This window comes from Cryobacterium sp. M15 (genome assembly GCF_002929675.1).
Taxonomy (GTDB): Bacteria; Actinomycetota; Actinomycetes; order Actinomycetales; family Microbacteriaceae; genus Cryobacterium; species Cryobacterium lyxosi.
Genome location: NZ_PJJW01000039.1, coordinates 368722 through 385012 on the forward strand (window position 1 = coordinate 368722; position 16291 = coordinate 385012).

The window sequence follows — 16291 nt, forward strand, 5'->3', positions numbered from 1 at the left end:
GCATGAGTGGTCAGAGCGCTGTCTTCGGAGTGGGCGTGCAGGTCATCGTTCGGCTCGATCGCACCCGGTTTCCCGAGTCGCTCCTTGACGACCCGATCGGCGTGATCGTGGCGGCGGGGGAGTCGGAGGGCTCCGGGCTCTACGCTCCGACCGTCGTGCGGGAAAAATTCTGGGTCGTTCGATTCGAGGAACCATTCTTCGGCCTCGACGGCTCGGGCCCGCACGATTCCGCGCGCATCCCGCAGAGCTTTCTGGAAGCAGCGCCGGAAGCGTGAACGCGATCACTCCAGGGCCGGGCGAGCGCACCCCGTCGACCCGCGAGATCCGGCGGTGGCGGCAGTACCTGGCTGACGAACAGGCCGAAGCCGCCGTGTATCGCGACCTCGCGAACCGTCGTGCGGGCGAGGAGCGCCAGATTTTGCTCGCCCTCGCCGATGCCGAAGGACGGCACGAAGAACACTGGCGGCAACTGCTCGGCAGCAATATCGGCTCACCGAGGCGCGGCGCGCTGCGCACCCGTTTTTTGGCGCTGCTCGCTCGACGGTTCGGGTCGGTGTTCGTGCTCGCCCTCGCTCAACGGGCCGAGGGCCGCTCGCCCTACAACGCGGATGCGGACGCGACCAACGCCATGGCCGCTGATGAGACCGTGCACGAAGAGGTCGTGCGTGGCCTCGCCGCCCGGGGCCGCAAACGCCTGTCGGGTACCTTTCGGGCCGCCGTGTTCGGTGTCAACGACGGGCTGGTGAGCAACCTCGCCCTCGTGCTTGGCATCGGGGCGACCGGGGTCCCGGCCGCGACGATTCTGTTCACCGGCATCGCCGGACTCCTGGCTGGGGCGCTCTCGATGGGTGCCGGCGAGTACGTCTCGGTGCGCTCCCAGCGAGAACTGCTCGAAGCTTCCACCCCCGCCGCGCCGGCCAAGAGCGTGCTCTCCCATCTGGATCTCGCTGCCAACGAGCTGACCCTTGTCTACCGGGCCCGGGGCATGTCCGAAGACGAGGCGGAGGCGCACGCCCGCGGGGTGCTCGCTACCGCCTACGCGGCGACCGGACCGATCTCCGCCGTCAGCCCGCAGGCCCCCACGCATGACGAACACGAGGCCATCGGCACCGGAACCGGAGCGGCCCTGTCGAGTTTCTGCTTCTTCGCTTCGGGGGCGCTGCTGCCAGTGCTGCCCTACCTGTTCGGCATGAGCGGCTACGCGGCTATCATCGTCGCCACCATTCTTGTGGGCGTCGCCCTGTTGGCCACCGGCGCAGTCGTCGGCCTGCTCTCTGGCGGTCCGCCGCTGAAGCGTGCGCTGCGACAACTCGTGATCGGCCTGGGCGCGGCCGCGGTCACGTACCTGCTCGGGCTGGTTTTCGGCACGACGCTCGGCTAGCTGCCCGATAAAACGTGTCGTCCCGTCGCATAACTCCTGCAGATTGCGTGACGTGATGCACGGCTTCCGCGAAAAGACGCGGTCGCGACATTTTTCAACAGTGAATTGCAGGAGTTATGCCCTGGAATTGTATTTTCCCTCTGTCAGTAGTGCATATGAGCCGGATCGGGTTAGGGTTTTTCGGTGGGCAGACAGGATGGCAGCGGGCGGCAGATTTCGGCGGACGACGTCGACGACCGTTCGGCGACGGTGCTGCACGTTGATCTGGACGCGTTCTTTGTCTCGGTCGAGTTGCTCTCTCACCCTGAATTCGCGCATCTGCCGGTGATCGTCGGCCACCGCGGCGGCCGTTCGGTCGTCACGGCGGCCAACTACATCGCTCGAAAATACGGTGTGAACTCGGCCATGCCCATGTCGCTCGCGTTGCGCCAGTGCCCGAACGCGATCGTACTCGAGCCGCACATGGGACAGTATCGAGACTTTTCCACCCGAGTGATGAGTATCTTCGACGACGTCACGCCACTGGTGGAACGGCTGGGCATCGACGAAGCGTTTCTTGACGTTGCCGGCGCGACTAATTTGTTCGGTTCACCGGCTGTGATCGGCGAACTCATCCGCGCCCGCGTGTTCGCCGAAACCGGTCTCGTCTGCTCCGTCGGCGCGGCGTCGACCAAGTTCGTCGCCAAACTTGCCTCCGGCCTGGCCAAACCCAACGGTCTGCTCGTCGTGCCGGCCGACAAGACGGTGGAGTTTCTGCATCCGCTGCCCGTGACCGCACTCTGGGGCGTGGGGTCCGCTACTGAGCAGATGCTGACGCGCCTCGGCCTGAAACTCATCGGCGATATTGCCCGCACGCCCTTGGACGTGCTGAAAAAAACACTGGGGGAGGCCTCCGGTGTGAAGCTGTTCGAACTGTCCTGGGGGCGTGACCCACGCTCGGTAACGGTCGAGCGGGAAGAGAAGAGCGTCGGCCACGAGGTGACCTTTGAACACGACGTGACCGACATCGACCGACTGCACAGTGAGTTGCTGCGGCAGTGCGACCTTGTAGCGGCACGGCTGCGGCGCAGCGATCTCGTGGCACGGCGCGTGGCACTCAAGCTGCGCTACACAGACTTCAGTACCGTTACCCGGTCGCGCACCCTCGCTGAACCGAGCAATGTCGGCCGGCGAATCTATGAGGAAGCAGTCGCTGCCTTCGACCTGCTGGCCGCGTCGGGTATTCGGGTGCGACTGATCGGGGTGCGGGCCGAGCAGCTCGGTCCAGCGTCGGGATCGGTTGGCTTATGGGATCCCGACGAGGACTGGCGCGGGGCCGAGCTGGCAGTCGATTCCGTGACCGAGCGATTCGGGGCGGGAACAGTGCGTTCGGCCTCCTTCTTCAAGCCTCGCCCATAAGGCACGAGTCGGCTACCCTGTTGGAATGACCAGCCTCCCGGAAAAACTCGCAGAAACCTTCCGTTCCGCCGGTGTGAAATCGGCTTACGGTGATCCCGTGCAAATTGACGGCGTCACCCTCATACCGGTGGCGCTCAGCTATTACGGTTTCGGTGGCGGTGATGCCGGCGAAGGCGGTGCTGTCGGATCCGGTGGGGGCGGCGGTGGCGTATCGCTGCCGATCGGTGCCTATGTCAAGTCGGGCGGCACCGCTCGGTTTGAGCCGAACGTCATCGCCCTGCTCGCCGTCGGTGTGCCATTCCTTCTGGTCGCCGGGCGCGCCCTGGCCCGAATAATCCGAGCCCTCAAGAAGTAGCCCCGCTCTTTGGACGGGGCCTGGGCCCGGGCCGCAGGCCCAGTCTATAAACTCGGCCCGGTTCCTCAGGTGGGCCCGGGCGAGCGGCGGGGGCGACGAGCAGAACGGATACGGCGGGGCCGGCGCGGCCGGCGCGCGAACCGACGGCGCGCCCACCGTGGCACCCTGAGTCGCAGCCAGGGCGGAAAGTGCCACGGGCTGCTTACCGGCAATCCCCGGGCGATGCGCCGACGCCGCGTCAGGAACCGACGCATCAGCAGGAGATACAGCGCCGCCAACACGAGCAGGATGCTGATACTCATGTCGTGATTCCCATGCCGCAAGTCTAGGCGGGGCGCTAGAATTGGCGGTATCACGGGAGTCCGGTACACCGGGCTGAGAGGAAGCTGACCAAGCTTCGACCGTCGAACCTGATCTGGATCATGCCAGCGCAGGGAGGCTTCTCGATCCCGTGCCCTGTATTCACCTACGGAAAGGGCACGAACAGTGCACGCTACAACGTCTTCACTCCGTCAGTCCACTCGCCAGGCTTCGAGGGCGAAGAAGCCCCGCAACTTTCGCTGGCGCGTGGTCGACATCGTCGTCGCGAGTGTCATCGGCGTTGCGAGCGGCGTCATCTTCTGGGCCTGGGGCCTGGCCTGGTCCCCGCTCAGTGCGATCCTCGCGTTCACGCCCGGCCTCGAGGGTCTCCTCGCCGGTGGCTGGCTGTTCGCCGGAGTGCTCGGCGGTCTCATCATCCGAAAGCCCGGCGCAGCCGTGTACACCGAGGTCGTCGCCGCTGTCGTGTCGATGCTGATCGGCACCCAGTGGGGATTCTCCACGCTCATCTGGGGCGTCGTCGAAGGCCTGGGCGCCGAAATCATCCTCGCGCTATTCCTCTATAGCAACTGGCGACTCGGCGTCGCCCTTCTCGCTGGCGCGGGCGCCGGCGTGGCAGTAGGTCTGCTCGACACGACCTTCACGAGCTATGCGGCATTGGATTTCGGCTACAGGGTCGTCTATTTCGTATCCGCTGTCGTGTCGGGCACCGTGCTGGCCGGCCTGCTGTCCTGGCTGGCCGTGCGCGGCCTGGCCCGCACCGGTGCGCTGAGCCGGTTTGCTGCCGGTCGGGAAGGGTCGCGAGCACCCTCCGCCGCGATCAGCTAGCGGATGTTGGACACCCCGCCGTTCCCGGCCGGTCACGGCGCGCAGATCCGCGCCGTACAGATTCGAGCCCGCGACTGGGGCTGGCGCCACGCCGGGCGCCACAATCAGGCGGTGTCCGGGCTGGACCTGCAGGTCACGCCCGGCGAGCGGGTTTTGCTGCTCGGTGCCAGCGGTGCCGGCAAGAGTACCCTCATGCACGCGTTGGCCGGAGTGCTCGGCGATGTCGAAGACGGCGACGAGACCGGCAGCCTGCTCATCGACGGTCGCCGCGCGGCCGAGGCGCGCGGGCGGGTCGGACTCGTGCTGCAGGATCCGGACTCCCAGGTCGTGCTGGCCAGGGTCGGAGATGATGTCGCATTCGGCTGCGAGAACCTCGCCGTCCCGCGCGCCGAGATCTGGCCGCGGGTGCGGCAGGCTCTTGCCGAGGTCGGCCTGGACCTGCCCCTCGACCACCCCACCTCGAGCCTGAGCGGCGGGCAGAAGCAACGCCTGGCTCTGGCGGGCGTGCTCGCTATGCGGCCGGGGCTGTTGCTGCTCGACGAACCGACCGCGAACCTCGACCCCACTGGTGTCATCGAGGTGCGCGACGCCGTTGTGCGCTCCCTCGATCATTCCGGGGCCACCTTTGTGGTCATCGAGCATCGGGTCGAGGTCTGGCAGGACGTCGTCGACCGCGTCATCGTGCTCGACCCGGCCGGCGGCGTGCTGGCCGACGGCCCCACCCGCGAAATCCTGTCGAGGCAAGGTGAGCGATTGGCGCAGGCCGGCGTCTGGGTACCAGCCCTGCCCCCCCGGTTTCCGACGCGCTCTCCAATCACTTCGGTGCAGACCCTGCTGCGGGCCGAGGGGCTCGCGGTGGGTCGCGTTCCGTTTGGACGGCGTGCGGCATCCGTTGTCGCCGCTGGCATCACCCTCAACCTGCGGGCCGGCACCGCCACCGTTGTGACCGGCCCCAACGGCGCCGGAAAATCTACCCTCGCCCTCACGCTGGCCGGACTGCTGAAGCCGGCCGGGGGAACGCTGCAGGCAAGTGACACGTTTGCGGCCGGTATCGTTTCTGAGCCGCACCGCTGGCGTTCCCAGCAGCTGCTGACCCGCATTGGAACCGTCTTTCAAGACCCGGAACACCAATTCCTGGCCGCGACGGTGCGGGCCGACCTGCAGATCGGCCCGCGCGCCCTCGGGCTCAGCCAGGCCGAACAGACCAGCCGCGTCGACGAGCTGATGCACCGGCTGCGACTCGATCATCTCGCCGACGCCAACCCGTTCACCCTGTCGGGTGGCGAGAAGAGGCGGATGTCCGTCGCCACCGTTCTCGCGACCCGTCCTCGCCTGCTCGTGCTCGATGAGCCGACCTTCGGGCAGGATTCTCGTACCTGGCAGGAACTCGTGACCCTTCTGGCCGAGCTGCTCGATGAGGGCATCGCGCTCGTCGCGGTCACCCACGACGCCCAGTTCGTCAACGCTCTCGCGGACGAGGAATACCGAATTGGTATGCCTGACCCGATCCGGCTCGGGACGGGAGCGCCATGAGCCTGCTGACCCCGACGATCCGCCCGAGCGTCGTCGCCCGACTCAACCCGGTCGCCAAGCTCGCAGTTGCCCTGATCGTGAGCTGTGCGCTGCTGCTCTCGATCGACTGGGTCTCGGCCGGAGTCGCCCTGCTGCTCGAGGCCGGACTTTTGCTCTGGTGCGGCCTGAGCGCCCGACAATTTTGGCTGCGAACGGCACCGGTCTGGATTGCGGCCCCGATGGCTGCGATCACGACGGTGCTCTATGGCGAAGACTCCGGCGCGCTGCTGTGGCAGTTCGGATTCATCTCGGTGACCGAAGGCTCAGCCCAGCTCGGCCTGGCCATCGGGCTGAGGGTGCTCGCCATCGGTCTGCCCGGTATCGTGCTACTCGCCACGACGGATCCGACGGACCTCGCCGATGGCCTCGCCCAGGTGCTGCGGCTGCCCGCGCGGTTTGTGCTCGGCGGTTTGGCTGGTCTGCGACTCGTAGGTATGTTCATCGAAGACTGGCACTCGCTCACGCTTGCCCGTCGAGCCCGCGGGGTCGGCGATGGCGGTGGACCGCGCGGCGCCGCTCGCCGGTTCTTCGGCCCGGCCTTTTCCCTGCTCGTCATTTCGGTGCGTCGGGGCAGTAAACTCGCCACGGCCATGGAGGCGCGCGGATTCGGCAGCGACGAGCCCCGCACCTGGGCACGACCGTCGCGGGTCCGAGCGGCCGACGCGGTCCTGGTCGGCATCGGATTCGCCATTGCCGGTATCGCCATTGGCGTTGCGGTGTGGGCTGAAACCTGGAGCTTCATTCTTGCCTGATACCGATAGCAGAAAGGCCGTACACGACGATATGGTCTTGCTGGCGCCGTTACTGCAGGCCGTGGCCGCTGCCGGCCCGAACCCCGTGGTGCTCATCGACGGTCCTAGCGGTGCGGGGAAGAGCACCCTCGCGGACGCATTGAGAAGGCACTGGCCTGGCCCGCACACCCCTCAACTGGTGCGGATGGACGACATCTATCCCGGCTGGGACGGCCTCGACGCGGCCGTCTGTCACCTGCACCGTTACGTTCTCCAGCCACGACACCGAGGTCTGCCGGCGGCGTGGCAGCGCTACGACTGGACTACGAGTCAGGCGGCGGAGTGGAATCTGCTCGACGCGGCCCGCCCCTTGATCGTGGAGGGCTGCGGAACTCTCGCGGCCGCACACGAACCGCTCAGTCACGTGCGGGTCTGGCTCGCGGCCGACGACGCTCTGCGTAAACAACGTGCGCTCGATCGCGACGGAGAAGCATTTCGCACTCACTGGGACCAGTGGCAGCAGGAGTGGGCGACCTATCTCAAACAGGAGGGGCCTGAACCTCGCGCGACCGTTCGATTACGGGCGGGCAGCTCCGGCCGCAGAGGACTAGATTGTTTGCCATGAGCAATACTGACAGCGCAACCCCCACCCTGTACGTCGCCGAGTTCATCGATGGCCCGCTCGAGGGTCAGATCGATTCCCGGGCCCTCGTGCGCGGCAAACACGAGGCACGCATCAGCATGGTGGCCGCCGTCGCCGGACTGGAATCGGTGTTCTGGTACGACGAGGTCGACCAACGAGACGTGAGCGGGCAACTCCGCGTGCGCTACGCCTTCGACCAGGGCGAAAGCGATCCGGTTGACGCCGAGGTCGATCCGATCTAGTTACTGGTCGAGCAATGCCGAGATCATCATGACCGGATGGAGCAGCCGCCAGCCGACTCCAGGGTCGTTGATGGCCTGGTCGAGTTTCAAGGCGGCCGAGAGTTTCTCCCCGGCGACGCTGAGCTGTACCTGGCCGATGTTCGCACCGGTGCGGGCCGTGGTGAAATCCTTGAGCGTGACCGTTGCGGCCTCCGGGCTGGCGGCCTGCCAGGCATAGCGCGTGCGCGAGACGCCGACCACGGCCGAGGCGTCATCACCCCATGCGGATTCGAACGTCGCGTATGCGTCACCGGCGGCCAGCACCGGTAACGGGCCAACTCCAGTGCGCGCGCTCGCCATGAGCGCGGTCAGATCCGCAGTGAGCGCATCATAGGAAGGTTCGCCGATGTAAGCACCCGAGAACGTGAAGCTCGAGGCACCGTCACTGATCTCGGCGGTGAACAGGAAACAGACGCCGGCTGCATCCGTGTAGCTGCGTGAAATGCCCGTGATGCCTTCCTCGGGCAGGTACGACGTGGTGTTCTGCACACCACGGCGGTTTGCCAAAGCGGATGCGGGACTCTCCAGCATTGCCGAAACGATCGGGTCGATTGCGGCGAGGCCGGCCAGACGGGCCAGGTCGGTGGCGGTGCCGGCGCTGGCGTCGTGCAGCCCGGTCGCATCCACGACGGCGGTATCCGCTAGCCCGTTGTGCGCCAGCCAGGCGTTGGCGGCGACCACGTAGGCGTCGACCGACCCGAACGCCCAGCGGGCCAAACTGTCGGCGTGGTTGTTGCTCGATCCGAGCAGTAAGCCCTGCAACAATTCGAGCTCGGTCCACTGTTCGTCAGCGAACACAGTTACTGAGCGGGCACCGGCCTTGTCGTAATCGAGATAGCTCTGAAAGTCGGCGGCTGTGAGCGTCACAACCGGGCCGCTCTCGCCCGTCACGATCGGTTTTTCATCAAGAACGACCAGGGCGGTCACGACTTTGGCAATGGATGCCATGGGGAGCGCCTGAGTGGTTCCCGCGACCGCGAGGGGCTCGGGAATCGCCGTGCTGGTTGTGGCCGCGCTGGCCGTGGCTGCGCTGGTTGAGGCGGTGCCGGTGGAGATCGTGCCAGATGCGTCGCTGGTCGTCGCAGCGAGGACGGTTATGGCACTTGCGCCGTTGGCGGACAGAACGGGGGGAGTAGGCGCTGCGGTTGTCGAGGCAGGGATGACGGTGGTGGCGGTGACGCGCGGAAGGGGGCCCAGCAAAGTGGCGGGGCCGTAAATGCCGAGGCTGAGGATGACCACCGTTCCGACCGAAATTCCGACGAGGCGGCCGGGACGGAAGGAACTCATGACCCAAGGTTAGACCTCTGGAGGCTAGCCCCAGCCGAGCTCGTGCAGCCTGTCGTCATCTATGCCATAGAAATGGGCGATTTCATGAACCAGGGTGATGTGAATTTCATCGTGTAGGTCGTCAAGGGTGTCGCAGATCGCCAGTAACGGTTCCCGATACAGCACAATGCGATCTGGCATCTCGCCAAAACCGTACTGACCGCGCTCGGTGAGCGCGACCCCGTCATACAGGCCCAGAATGTCCAGGGTCCCGTCTTCGGGACGATCTTCGACCACGAAAATTATGTTGTCCAGTCCGTCGACCATGTCGTCCGGCAGCAGATCCAGTTCATCAACCACGAGGCGTTCGAAGGCGACCGCGTCGAGTTCTACCATGCGGCTTCGATCATCGCGGCCTGCTTTCACCGACACTGCAACGGTCAGAGACCGATGTGCAGTGTTTCATTGGGGTGAGTAACGGGGATTGAACCCGCGACCTCCTGGACCACAACCAGGCGCTCTGCCAACTGAGCTATACCCACCATGCGTCCCACGTCTACAACGCAGGGCAACTCCGCAATCCTATTACACCTCGGAGGAGAATAAGTGCACAACTTCGGCGGCGTGCAACTTGGCCTCGTCGCTGGTCGGACCGGGGTCGGCCACGAACACTGTCTGGCGGTAGTACGCGAGCTCGCGAATCGATTCGAGAATGTCGGCGAGGGCGCGGTGACCGCCGTCCTTGGCGGGGGCGTTGAAATATACCCGCGGGTACCAGCGTCGGGCCAGTTCCTTGATCGACGACACGTCGACATTGCGGTAGTGCAGCTGGTTGTCGAGGCGCGGCATGTAGCGGGTAAGGAAGGCGCGGTCGGTACCGATGGAGTTTCCGGCGAGCGGTGCCTTCTGATCGGCCGGGACGAACTTCAATACGTATTCGAGAACCTGAAACTCGGCTTCGGCGACGCTGACACCATTCGGAATCTCGGTAATGAGGCCCGATGAGGTGTGCATGGTGCGTACGAAGTCGCCCATGTTCTCGAGGGCCGAGTCGTTGGGCTTGATGATGATGTCGAGGCCCGGACCCTGCACATTGAGGTCGTAGTCGGTGATAACGACGGCGATCTCGACGAGTTCGTCACGATCCAGGTCGAGTCCGGTCATTTCGCAGTCGATCCAAACCAGGCGGTCGGGACTCTTCGACGTCGGGGAAGGCGCGGGGGAGGTCGTCGGTGCTGTTTCCGTCGTGCTATTAGTCATTCTTTCAGTCTACCGGTGGGCTCAGACACGGCCTGTAAACTTATGGCTTACTGCTCATTCACGCGCGACCTGCGAGGCCCTCATGGAATTCACACTGTATTCGTCGTCATTCTGCGAGCCGTGCGTGCAAACGCGAGCGGTGCTCGCCGAGGCTAAGCGGTTGGTCCCCGGGGCGACCGTGCGCGAAATCGATGTTGCCGGTGAGCCGGAGCAGGCCGAGGCGTTCCTCATTCGCAACACTCCCACGGTCATCATCACCAATGGTGCCGGCACGGAGGTTTTTCGTGCAGCCGGCGTTCCGACCCTGTCGCAGGTTCTCGTAGCAGCGGCCAAGGCGCTCTGACCGGGGGGCTGCCACGGGTTCTCGTCGCATGTCGATCAGAGCGCTGGAAGCGCCACGCCGCAGATCAGTTCGCGCAGATCAGTACGCGCAGATCTGCACGGTATTTTCCGCAGCACCTCTGGTCGGTCTTCGTCGGACCAGCCGAACCATAGGGGCACACACATGAGGTCATCCATCCGGCGCAACATGTTCGTCAGCATTGCGACAGTCATGGCCGCGTCCATGGCCCTGGTCGGTTGTTCCACCGGCTCGGGCACGACCGACGCGGAAGGTGGCACCGCGTTGACTGTTGGCCTGCTGGCCACGCCCGGAAACCTCGACTACACCACGACCGCCGGTGCGGCGATTCCGCAGGCCCTGCTCTACAACGTCTACGAGGGGCTGGTGAAACTCAACAATGACGGCACCATCATTCCCCTGCTCGCCAAATCCTGGACCGTCAGCGACGACGGACTGGTCTACGACTTTCTGCTGCGCGATGGAGTGACCTTCTCCGACGGTTCGCCATTCACTGCCGAGAGCGTCAAATTCAGCCTCGAACGCGTCAAGGACAACTGGACCGCCAACGGGCCCACCTACCTTGACCCGATCGCGAGTATTGAAGCCGTCAGCGATACCGAGGCACGCATCACCCTGTCGAAGTCGAGCAACAGCTGGCTCTTCAACATGAGCGGTCCGGTCGGCACGATGTTCACCGAATCCGGTATCGCTGACCTCGCCACCGCTCCGATTGGCACCGGACCGTACACGGTCAGCTCGTTCAAAACCGGCGACAGCCTCGTGCTCGCCGCCAACGCCGACTATTGGGGCGAGGCGCCCTATATGAGCGACGTCACCCTGCGTTACTTCACGGATGCGACGGCGCAGACCAACGCGTTGTTCAGTGGCGATATCAATCTCATCTCAGGCATCTCGCAGTTTCAGCTCGTCGATCAGTTCAAGGCCAATTCCGACTTCCAGGTGCTTGAAGGCGCCAGCACCGGCGAGGTCACGCTGTCGATGAACAATGCCAGCGATGCGTTCAGCGACATTCGGGTTCGACAGGCGGTCATGTATGCCATCGACCGCCAAGCCATCATGGACACAGCGAACAGCGGTTACGGCCTGCTGATCGGATCCATGGTGCCACCGACCGACCCCTGGTATGACGAGAGCCTGGCCGATCTCTACCCGTACGACCCCGACACGGCTATCAAACTTCTCGACGAGGCCGGGGTGAGCGACCTGACCGTTGACTTCAAAATTCCCAACCTTCCCTACGCCGTGGCCGGCGCCCAGGTGGTGAAAGACCAGCTCGCCAAGGTGGGCATCACCGCCGACGTGACGACGCTCGAATTTCCCGCCATCTGGCTGGACGAGGTCTTCTCCGGCCACGACTACGACATGTCGCTCATCATGCACAGCGAACCGCGCGACGTGAGCGTCTTCGCCGCCGCCACCTATTACGCGGGCTACGACTCGCCCGCGGTGATGGCCAAATTTGCCGAAGCGGATGCCGCCGACCCGACCAGCTACACCGAACTGATGAAGGAAGCCACGCGGACCATGGCGGAGGAAGCCGCCGCCGATTGGCTCTACCTGCAACCGGCCATCTCGATCGCGGACGCCGATCTGCTCGGTGTGCCGAGGAACACGCCGAGCCTCGCGTTGGACCTGTCGACGATCGCACGATAGGGCGGGAATAGCCGGAACGCGTACGGTTGTCGTTTGAGCGATTGCGCGGCGCTCGTCAGTGTCGTGCCAACCGCAAATCGGTCAGAGGCATGAATCAGTCAGAGGAAAGTGTCGCTATGGTCCTTGTGGTTCTGCGGCGCATTCTGGTGTTCGCCACCACCGTCGTGGTGGCGTCGATCGCAACGTTCCTGATGCTGTCGATTCTGCCCGGCAATGCCGCCCGCATCGCGCTGGGGGTGCAGGCAACCGAAGCGGATGTCGCGGCGCAGGCCACGGCCATGGGGCTCGACCGCCCCGCGGTCGTACGCTACCTGGACTGGTTCGGGCACGTGCTCATCGGCGACTTCGGTGACTCTACGGTGTCGCGTCAGCCGATCGGCCCCGAAATAACGGATGCCCTCGGCATCACAGTGATCCTTGTGCTCACCAGCGTGGTGCTGGCACTGCTCTTCGCGGTCCCGTTCGGAATCCTGACTGCGGTGCGGCAGCGCAGACCCGACGGCGCCGTTTTGTCGGGCATCAGCCAGATCGGTGTTGCCGTGCCCGGTTTTCTGGCCGGGATGCTGCTCGTCACGGTGTTTGCAGTGACGTTGCGCTGGCTGCCAGCGGGCGGCTGGGTCGACCCGGGCGAGGACTTCGGCGGATTCCTGGAACATCTGATTTTGCCGGCGATCGCCCTCGGTAGTGTGCAGGGCGCTGTACTCAGCCGCTACGTGCGCTCCTCGGTTTTGGAAGTGATGCGAGAAGACTTCATCCGAACCGCCAGGGCCAAGGGCCTCGGCGCGGGGCGGGCCCTGCTCCGGCACGGGCTGCGTAACGCGGCTGTTCCGGTGATGACCGTGCTCGGCGTGCAGATTGCCACTCTTCTAGTCGGCGCGGTCGTGATCGAGCGGGTCTTTAGCATTCCCGGCCTCGGCAGCCTGCTGCTCGACAAGGTCGCTCTTCGCGACTTGCCCGCCGTGCAGGGAATCGTGCTCGTGCTGGTCGTCTTCGTGCTGGTGCTGAACTTTCTCGTTGATCTTGCCTTCACGGTGATCGATCCCCGACTTCGGAGGGCTGGATGACCACCATCGGTCCCGGGGTCGGCGCCCCCACCGGGCTACGCCCCGCACCGCGCCGCAGGAACGGCGGCGGCACGCTCAGGGCCGGCTGTGTGCTCATTGGACTCGTCGTGCTGGCGGCCGTCTTGTCCGCATTTTGGACTCCGTTCGACCCGGAGGGGGTCTTCTCGGATTCGATCCTGTGCCCACCGGATGCTGCGCACCTGCTGGGCACCGACAGCTTCGGGCGTGATGTGCTCAGTTCCATCCTGCGTGGCGCCCAGATCTCACTGCTCGTGGGCACGGTCGCCGTCGGGATCGCCGCGGTGCTCGGCGTGCCCTTCGGTATCGTCGCCGGTATGAATCCGGGCCGGCTCGACCAGTTCATGATGCGCGGCAATGACATTGCCCTCGCCTTTCCCGCCCTGCTGCTCGCGATCATTTTCGGCGCCATTTTCGGAGCCGGCACCGTCAGTGCGATGGTCGCGCTCGGTATCGGCACGGCACCCGCGTTCGCCCTCATCGCCCGCAGCGGAACCATGCAGATCATGAGCCGCGAGTACGTGCAGGCGGCCCGCGCCGCCGGCAAGAGCGGAGTCTTCGTCGGGGTGCGACACGTACTGCCCAATATCAGTGGCATGCTCATCGTGCAGGCGTCAGTCTCCTTCGGCATCGCGGTTCTGGCCGAGGCCGCACTTTCCTATTTGGGGCTCGGCACGCCGCCACCCACACCGTCCTGGGGGCGCATGCTGCAGGATGCCCAGGGGTACCTGTTCATCGAGCCGTTGCTCATCGTCTGGCCGGGAATCGCCATCGCCATTGCTGTGCTCGGGTTCAACCTGCTCGGTGACGGCCTCCGAGATCGTTTCGACCCGAGAATGCAGGTGCAACGATGACCATGAGCGCACCAACACCCACCCTCAGCGTGCGAGGCCTGCGGGTCGGTTCGCCCTTCACCGAGCTGCTGCACGGCATCAGTTTCGACATCGCGGCCGGTGAACGCGTCGGTCTGATCGGAGAGTCAGGGTCGGGAAAGTCGCTCACCGCGACAAGCGTCATGGGGCTGCTTCCGGAAACCCTGACCGCCACCGGCACTGTGTACCTGAACGGGGTCGCCGACGACCTGCTCACCGCACCCGAACGCCGCCTGAACCAGTTGCGTGGCAACACCATGGCGATGGTGTTTCAGGAACCGATGACCGCCCTGAACCCGCTGATGCGGGTCGGAGCGCAGGTAGCCGAGATCATGACGGCGCACCACACCGAAAACGGTCGACGCCGTGCCCGGCAACGCGCCGTCGAACTTCTGGCCCTCGTCAAATTATCGAACCCCGCCGAGACTGCCCTCGCCCTTCCACATCAACTCTCCGGCGGACAGCGTCAACGGGTCATGCTGGCCATGGCCATGGCCAACGACCCCGAGCTACTGCTCTGCGACGAACCGACCACTGCGCTCGATGTGACCGTGCAAGCCGAGGTGCTGAAGCTCATCGGCAACCTCGTCGCCGATCGTGGTACCGCGTTGCTGCTGATCACCCACGACATCGCGGTGGTCGCCGAGGTATGCCAGCGGGTTCTTGTGATGTACCAGGGCGAGATCGTCGAGGACGGGCCGGTCGGGCGCGTGCTGACCGCGCCGCAGCATCCGTATACGCAAAAACTGATCGCGGACTCGGATCTCTCCTCGGTCGACGACCGGGGCCGGCTGCACACCCTGCCTGTCATCGGCACCCCGCGTGTGGCAGATTCCCGGCTCAGCCGCGTGCATACGGATGCCGCAGCCGTGCCGATCCTGCCGCCTCACCGCGCCGCTCACCAGCGTCTAGAATTGGGCGGTCCCCGGGTCATCTTCAATGAGGTGGCCGGGGCGCCCACCATTTCGGTACGTGACCTCAGCCGGCAGTATCGGCGACACGGCGGCGGCGTGTTCGCCCCGGCGCCGACCGTGCACGGTTTGCGTGACATGTCCTTCGATATCGCCGCGGGGCAACGGTTTGGCATCGTGGGGGAGTCCGGTTCTGGTAAATCCACCCTCATGCGTATTCTCTGCGCCCTCGACCAGCCGACATCCGGCACGGTCGACGTGCTCGGCCAACCGATCAGGGGAGCGTCCGAACGACAACTGCGCGACTTTCGCAGCCGGGTGCAGATCGTGTTCCAAGACCCGATGGGGTCGCTGGATCCGCGCATGCGCGTGCGCGACATCGTCGCGGAACCACTGCGCCACGTCGGTCGGACCGAGACGCTGGCCCGGGTGGAAGCCCAACTGGCGGCAGTCGGGCTCGACGCTGACGTGATGCATCGGTATCCGCACCAATTCTCCGGTGGTCAGCGGCAACGCATTTCTATTGCGCGGGCGCTCATGACCAGGCCGCGGGTTCTGGTGGCAGACGAGGCGGTCAGCGCACTGGACGTGTCGGTGCGTGCCCAGGTCTTGAACCTGCTCGCCGACCTGGTCGACGAATACCAGCTCACCCTCGTGTTCGTCTCCCACGACCTCGCCGTCATTCGTCACCTCTGTGACACCGTTGCCGTCATCTCCGACGGACGCATCGTCGAATGCGGGCCGACCGCCGACGTCTACGACAGCCCGCTGCACCCGTATACGCAGCAACTGGTCAGCGCGACGCCGTCGGTGGACGCCTTGGCCCGGCGCAGTGTCACGTCATCTTCGTCCGCATCACGTGCCCCAGTAAAGAAGCCATGACCGAGACCGTGCCCATCGAATCGTTGCCGGCCACCGAACTCGTGGCGTGTCCCGGATTTTCGATCGTGGAGGCCGGCGCCGTTCCGCGCTGACACCCGAGCTGTAAGCGGTGGTGACCGGATCGCTGCCAGCGGCCTGTAACCTTGAGTAGTCCCGCCCCCGTAGCTCAGTGGATAGAGCACCGGCCTTCTAATCCGATTGTCGTAGGTTCGATTCCTACCGGGGGCACCGAAAGTAGACGACTGTAACGCGCTAGCCCGAGTGGGCGTTCCACAGTTGGGCTCCGCATCAATGCTGGTCACAGTCACAGTCACAGTCACAGTCACAGTCACAGCGCAACAGATGCTCGCCACATTTGACTGTCTTAGTTGCGCCAGTACGGTTCGGGGCTGGGGGTGTTGGCGCGGTGGCTTTGGGCGGGGCGCCAGGTTTGGGTGGGGTCCCACAAGATGGGCCCGCGTACTTGGGGTTTGCCATTGATCATGCGGATTGTC

General features: G+C 65.0%; 18 protein-coding genes, 2 tRNA genes and 1 riboswitch. Of the genes, 15 read left to right on the forward strand and 5 right to left on the reverse strand.

Going from position 1 to position 16291, the window contains the following annotated elements; genetic code table 11:
- The first annotated feature begins 2 nt into the window (after window positions 1-2).
- The 4 genes from CXY83_RS13065 (at window position 3) to CXY83_RS13080 (ending at window position 3134) form a co-directional block, all read left to right on the forward strand.
- Window positions 3-275, forward strand: coding sequence for a hypothetical protein (locus CXY83_RS13065; protein ID WP_104197734.1), 273 nt, complete (start codon window positions 3-5; stop codon window positions 273-275).
- Entirely contained in the window at window positions 272-1381 is a 1110-nt protein-coding gene (locus CXY83_RS13070; protein ID WP_233200901.1) for a VIT1/CCC1 transporter family protein, read from the forward strand. The genes CXY83_RS13065 and CXY83_RS13070 overlap by 4 nt, the downstream gene beginning before the upstream one ends.
- 183 nt (window positions 1382-1564) lie before the next feature.
- On the forward strand, window positions 1565-2779 hold the full coding sequence (gene dinB / locus CXY83_RS13075) for a DNA polymerase IV (RefSeq protein ID WP_104197735.1): 1215 nt from the start codon (window positions 1565-1567) through the stop codon (window positions 2777-2779).
- Window positions 2780-2804: 25 nt separating this feature from the next.
- Window positions 2805-3134: a hypothetical protein gene (locus tag CXY83_RS13080; protein ID WP_104197736.1), complete on the forward strand. Its 330-nt coding sequence runs from the start codon at window positions 2805-2807 to the stop codon at window positions 3132-3134.
- Between the two features lie 65 nt (window positions 3135-3199).
- Here the strand turns inward: CXY83_RS13080 and CXY83_RS17470 are convergent, their stop codons facing one another.
- A complete protein-coding gene (locus tag CXY83_RS17470) occupies window positions 3200-3436 on the reverse strand; it encodes a hypothetical protein (protein WP_146069933.1) in 237 nt (78 codons plus the stop codon).
- Window positions 3437-3478: 42 nt separating this feature from the next.
- Window positions 3479-3589: riboswitch (TPP riboswitch) on the forward strand.
- Window positions 3590-3620: 31 nt separating this feature from the next.
- Here CXY83_RS17470 and CXY83_RS13085 point away from each other — a divergent pair.
- From CXY83_RS13085 to CXY83_RS13105, 5 genes are read left to right on the forward strand one after another with little or no spacing between them, the layout of a single operon-like run.
- On the forward strand, window positions 3621-4280 hold the full coding sequence (locus tag CXY83_RS13085) for an ECF transporter S component (RefSeq protein ID WP_104197737.1): 660 nt from the start codon (window positions 3621-3623) through the stop codon (window positions 4278-4280).
- Between the two features lie 3 nt (window positions 4281-4283).
- Window positions 4284-5813 carry an ABC transporter ATP-binding protein gene (locus CXY83_RS13090; protein ID WP_199184960.1) on the forward strand — a complete coding sequence of 510 codons (1530 nt, stop codon included), beginning with the start codon at window positions 4284-4286 and terminating at the stop codon, window positions 5811-5813.
- Window positions 5810-6604 carry an energy-coupling factor transporter transmembrane protein EcfT gene (locus CXY83_RS13095; RefSeq protein ID WP_104197738.1) on the forward strand — a complete coding sequence of 265 codons (795 nt, stop codon included), beginning with the start codon at window positions 5810-5812 and terminating at the stop codon, window positions 6602-6604. The genes CXY83_RS13090 and CXY83_RS13095 overlap by 4 nt, the downstream gene beginning before the upstream one ends.
- On the forward strand, window positions 6597-7208 hold the full coding sequence (locus tag CXY83_RS13100; protein WP_233200902.1) for an AAA family ATPase: 612 nt from the start codon (window positions 6597-6599) through the stop codon (window positions 7206-7208). The genes CXY83_RS13095 and CXY83_RS13100 overlap by 8 nt, the downstream gene beginning before the upstream one ends.
- Window positions 7205-7468, forward strand: coding sequence for a hypothetical protein (locus CXY83_RS13105; protein WP_104197740.1), 264 nt, complete (start codon window positions 7205-7207; stop codon window positions 7466-7468). The genes CXY83_RS13100 and CXY83_RS13105 overlap by 4 nt, the downstream gene beginning before the upstream one ends.
- Here CXY83_RS13105 and CXY83_RS13110 read toward each other — a convergent pair whose 3' ends face one another.
- The 4 genes from CXY83_RS13110 to orn all read right to left on the reverse strand — a co-directional run bounded on the left by CXY83_RS13110 (window position 7469) and on the right by orn (window position 10033).
- On the reverse strand, window positions 7469-8794 hold the full coding sequence (locus CXY83_RS13110; RefSeq protein ID WP_104197741.1) for a hypothetical protein: 1326 nt from the start codon (window positions 8792-8794) through the stop codon (window positions 7469-7471).
- Window positions 8795-8818: 24 nt separating this feature from the next.
- Window positions 8819-9169 carry a metallopeptidase family protein gene (locus tag CXY83_RS13115; RefSeq protein WP_104197742.1) on the reverse strand — a complete coding sequence of 117 codons (351 nt, stop codon included), beginning with the start codon at window positions 9167-9169 and terminating at the stop codon, window positions 8819-8821.
- A 70-nt stretch (window positions 9170-9239) separates the two neighbouring features.
- Window positions 9240-9315 (reverse strand) — tRNA-His (locus CXY83_RS13120).
- A 43-nt stretch (window positions 9316-9358) separates the two neighbouring features.
- A complete protein-coding gene (gene orn / locus CXY83_RS13125) occupies window positions 9359-10033 on the reverse strand; it encodes an oligoribonuclease (protein WP_104197743.1) in 675 nt (224 codons plus the stop codon).
- 82 nt (window positions 10034-10115) lie between these two features.
- On the opposite strand from orn, the gene CXY83_RS13130 reads away from it, so the two are divergent.
- The 6 genes from CXY83_RS13130 (at window position 10116) to CXY83_RS13155 (ending at window position 16025) form a co-directional block, all read left to right on the forward strand.
- On the forward strand, window positions 10116-10376 hold the full coding sequence (locus CXY83_RS13130; protein ID WP_104197744.1) for a thioredoxin family protein: 261 nt from the start codon (window positions 10116-10118) through the stop codon (window positions 10374-10376).
- 162 nt (window positions 10377-10538) lie between these two features.
- Window positions 10539-12050: an ABC transporter substrate-binding protein gene (locus CXY83_RS13135; protein ID WP_233200903.1), complete on the forward strand. Its 1512-nt coding sequence runs from the start codon at window positions 10539-10541 to the stop codon at window positions 12048-12050.
- Window positions 12051-12166: 116 nt separating this feature from the next.
- A complete protein-coding gene (locus CXY83_RS13140) occupies window positions 12167-13114 on the forward strand; it encodes an ABC transporter permease (protein WP_104197745.1) in 948 nt (315 codons plus the stop codon).
- On the forward strand, window positions 13111-13986 hold the full coding sequence (locus CXY83_RS13145) for an ABC transporter permease (protein WP_104197746.1): 876 nt from the start codon (window positions 13111-13113) through the stop codon (window positions 13984-13986). The genes CXY83_RS13140 and CXY83_RS13145 overlap by 4 nt, the downstream gene beginning before the upstream one ends.
- A gap of 2 nt (window positions 13987-13988) precedes the next feature.
- On the forward strand, window positions 13989-15797 hold the full coding sequence (locus tag CXY83_RS13150; protein ID WP_104197799.1) for an ABC transporter ATP-binding protein: 1809 nt from the start codon (window positions 13989-13991) through the stop codon (window positions 15795-15797).
- 155 nt (window positions 15798-15952) lie between these two features.
- Window positions 15953-16025 (forward strand) — tRNA-Arg (locus CXY83_RS13155).
- Window positions 16026-16291 lie beyond the last annotated feature (266 nt).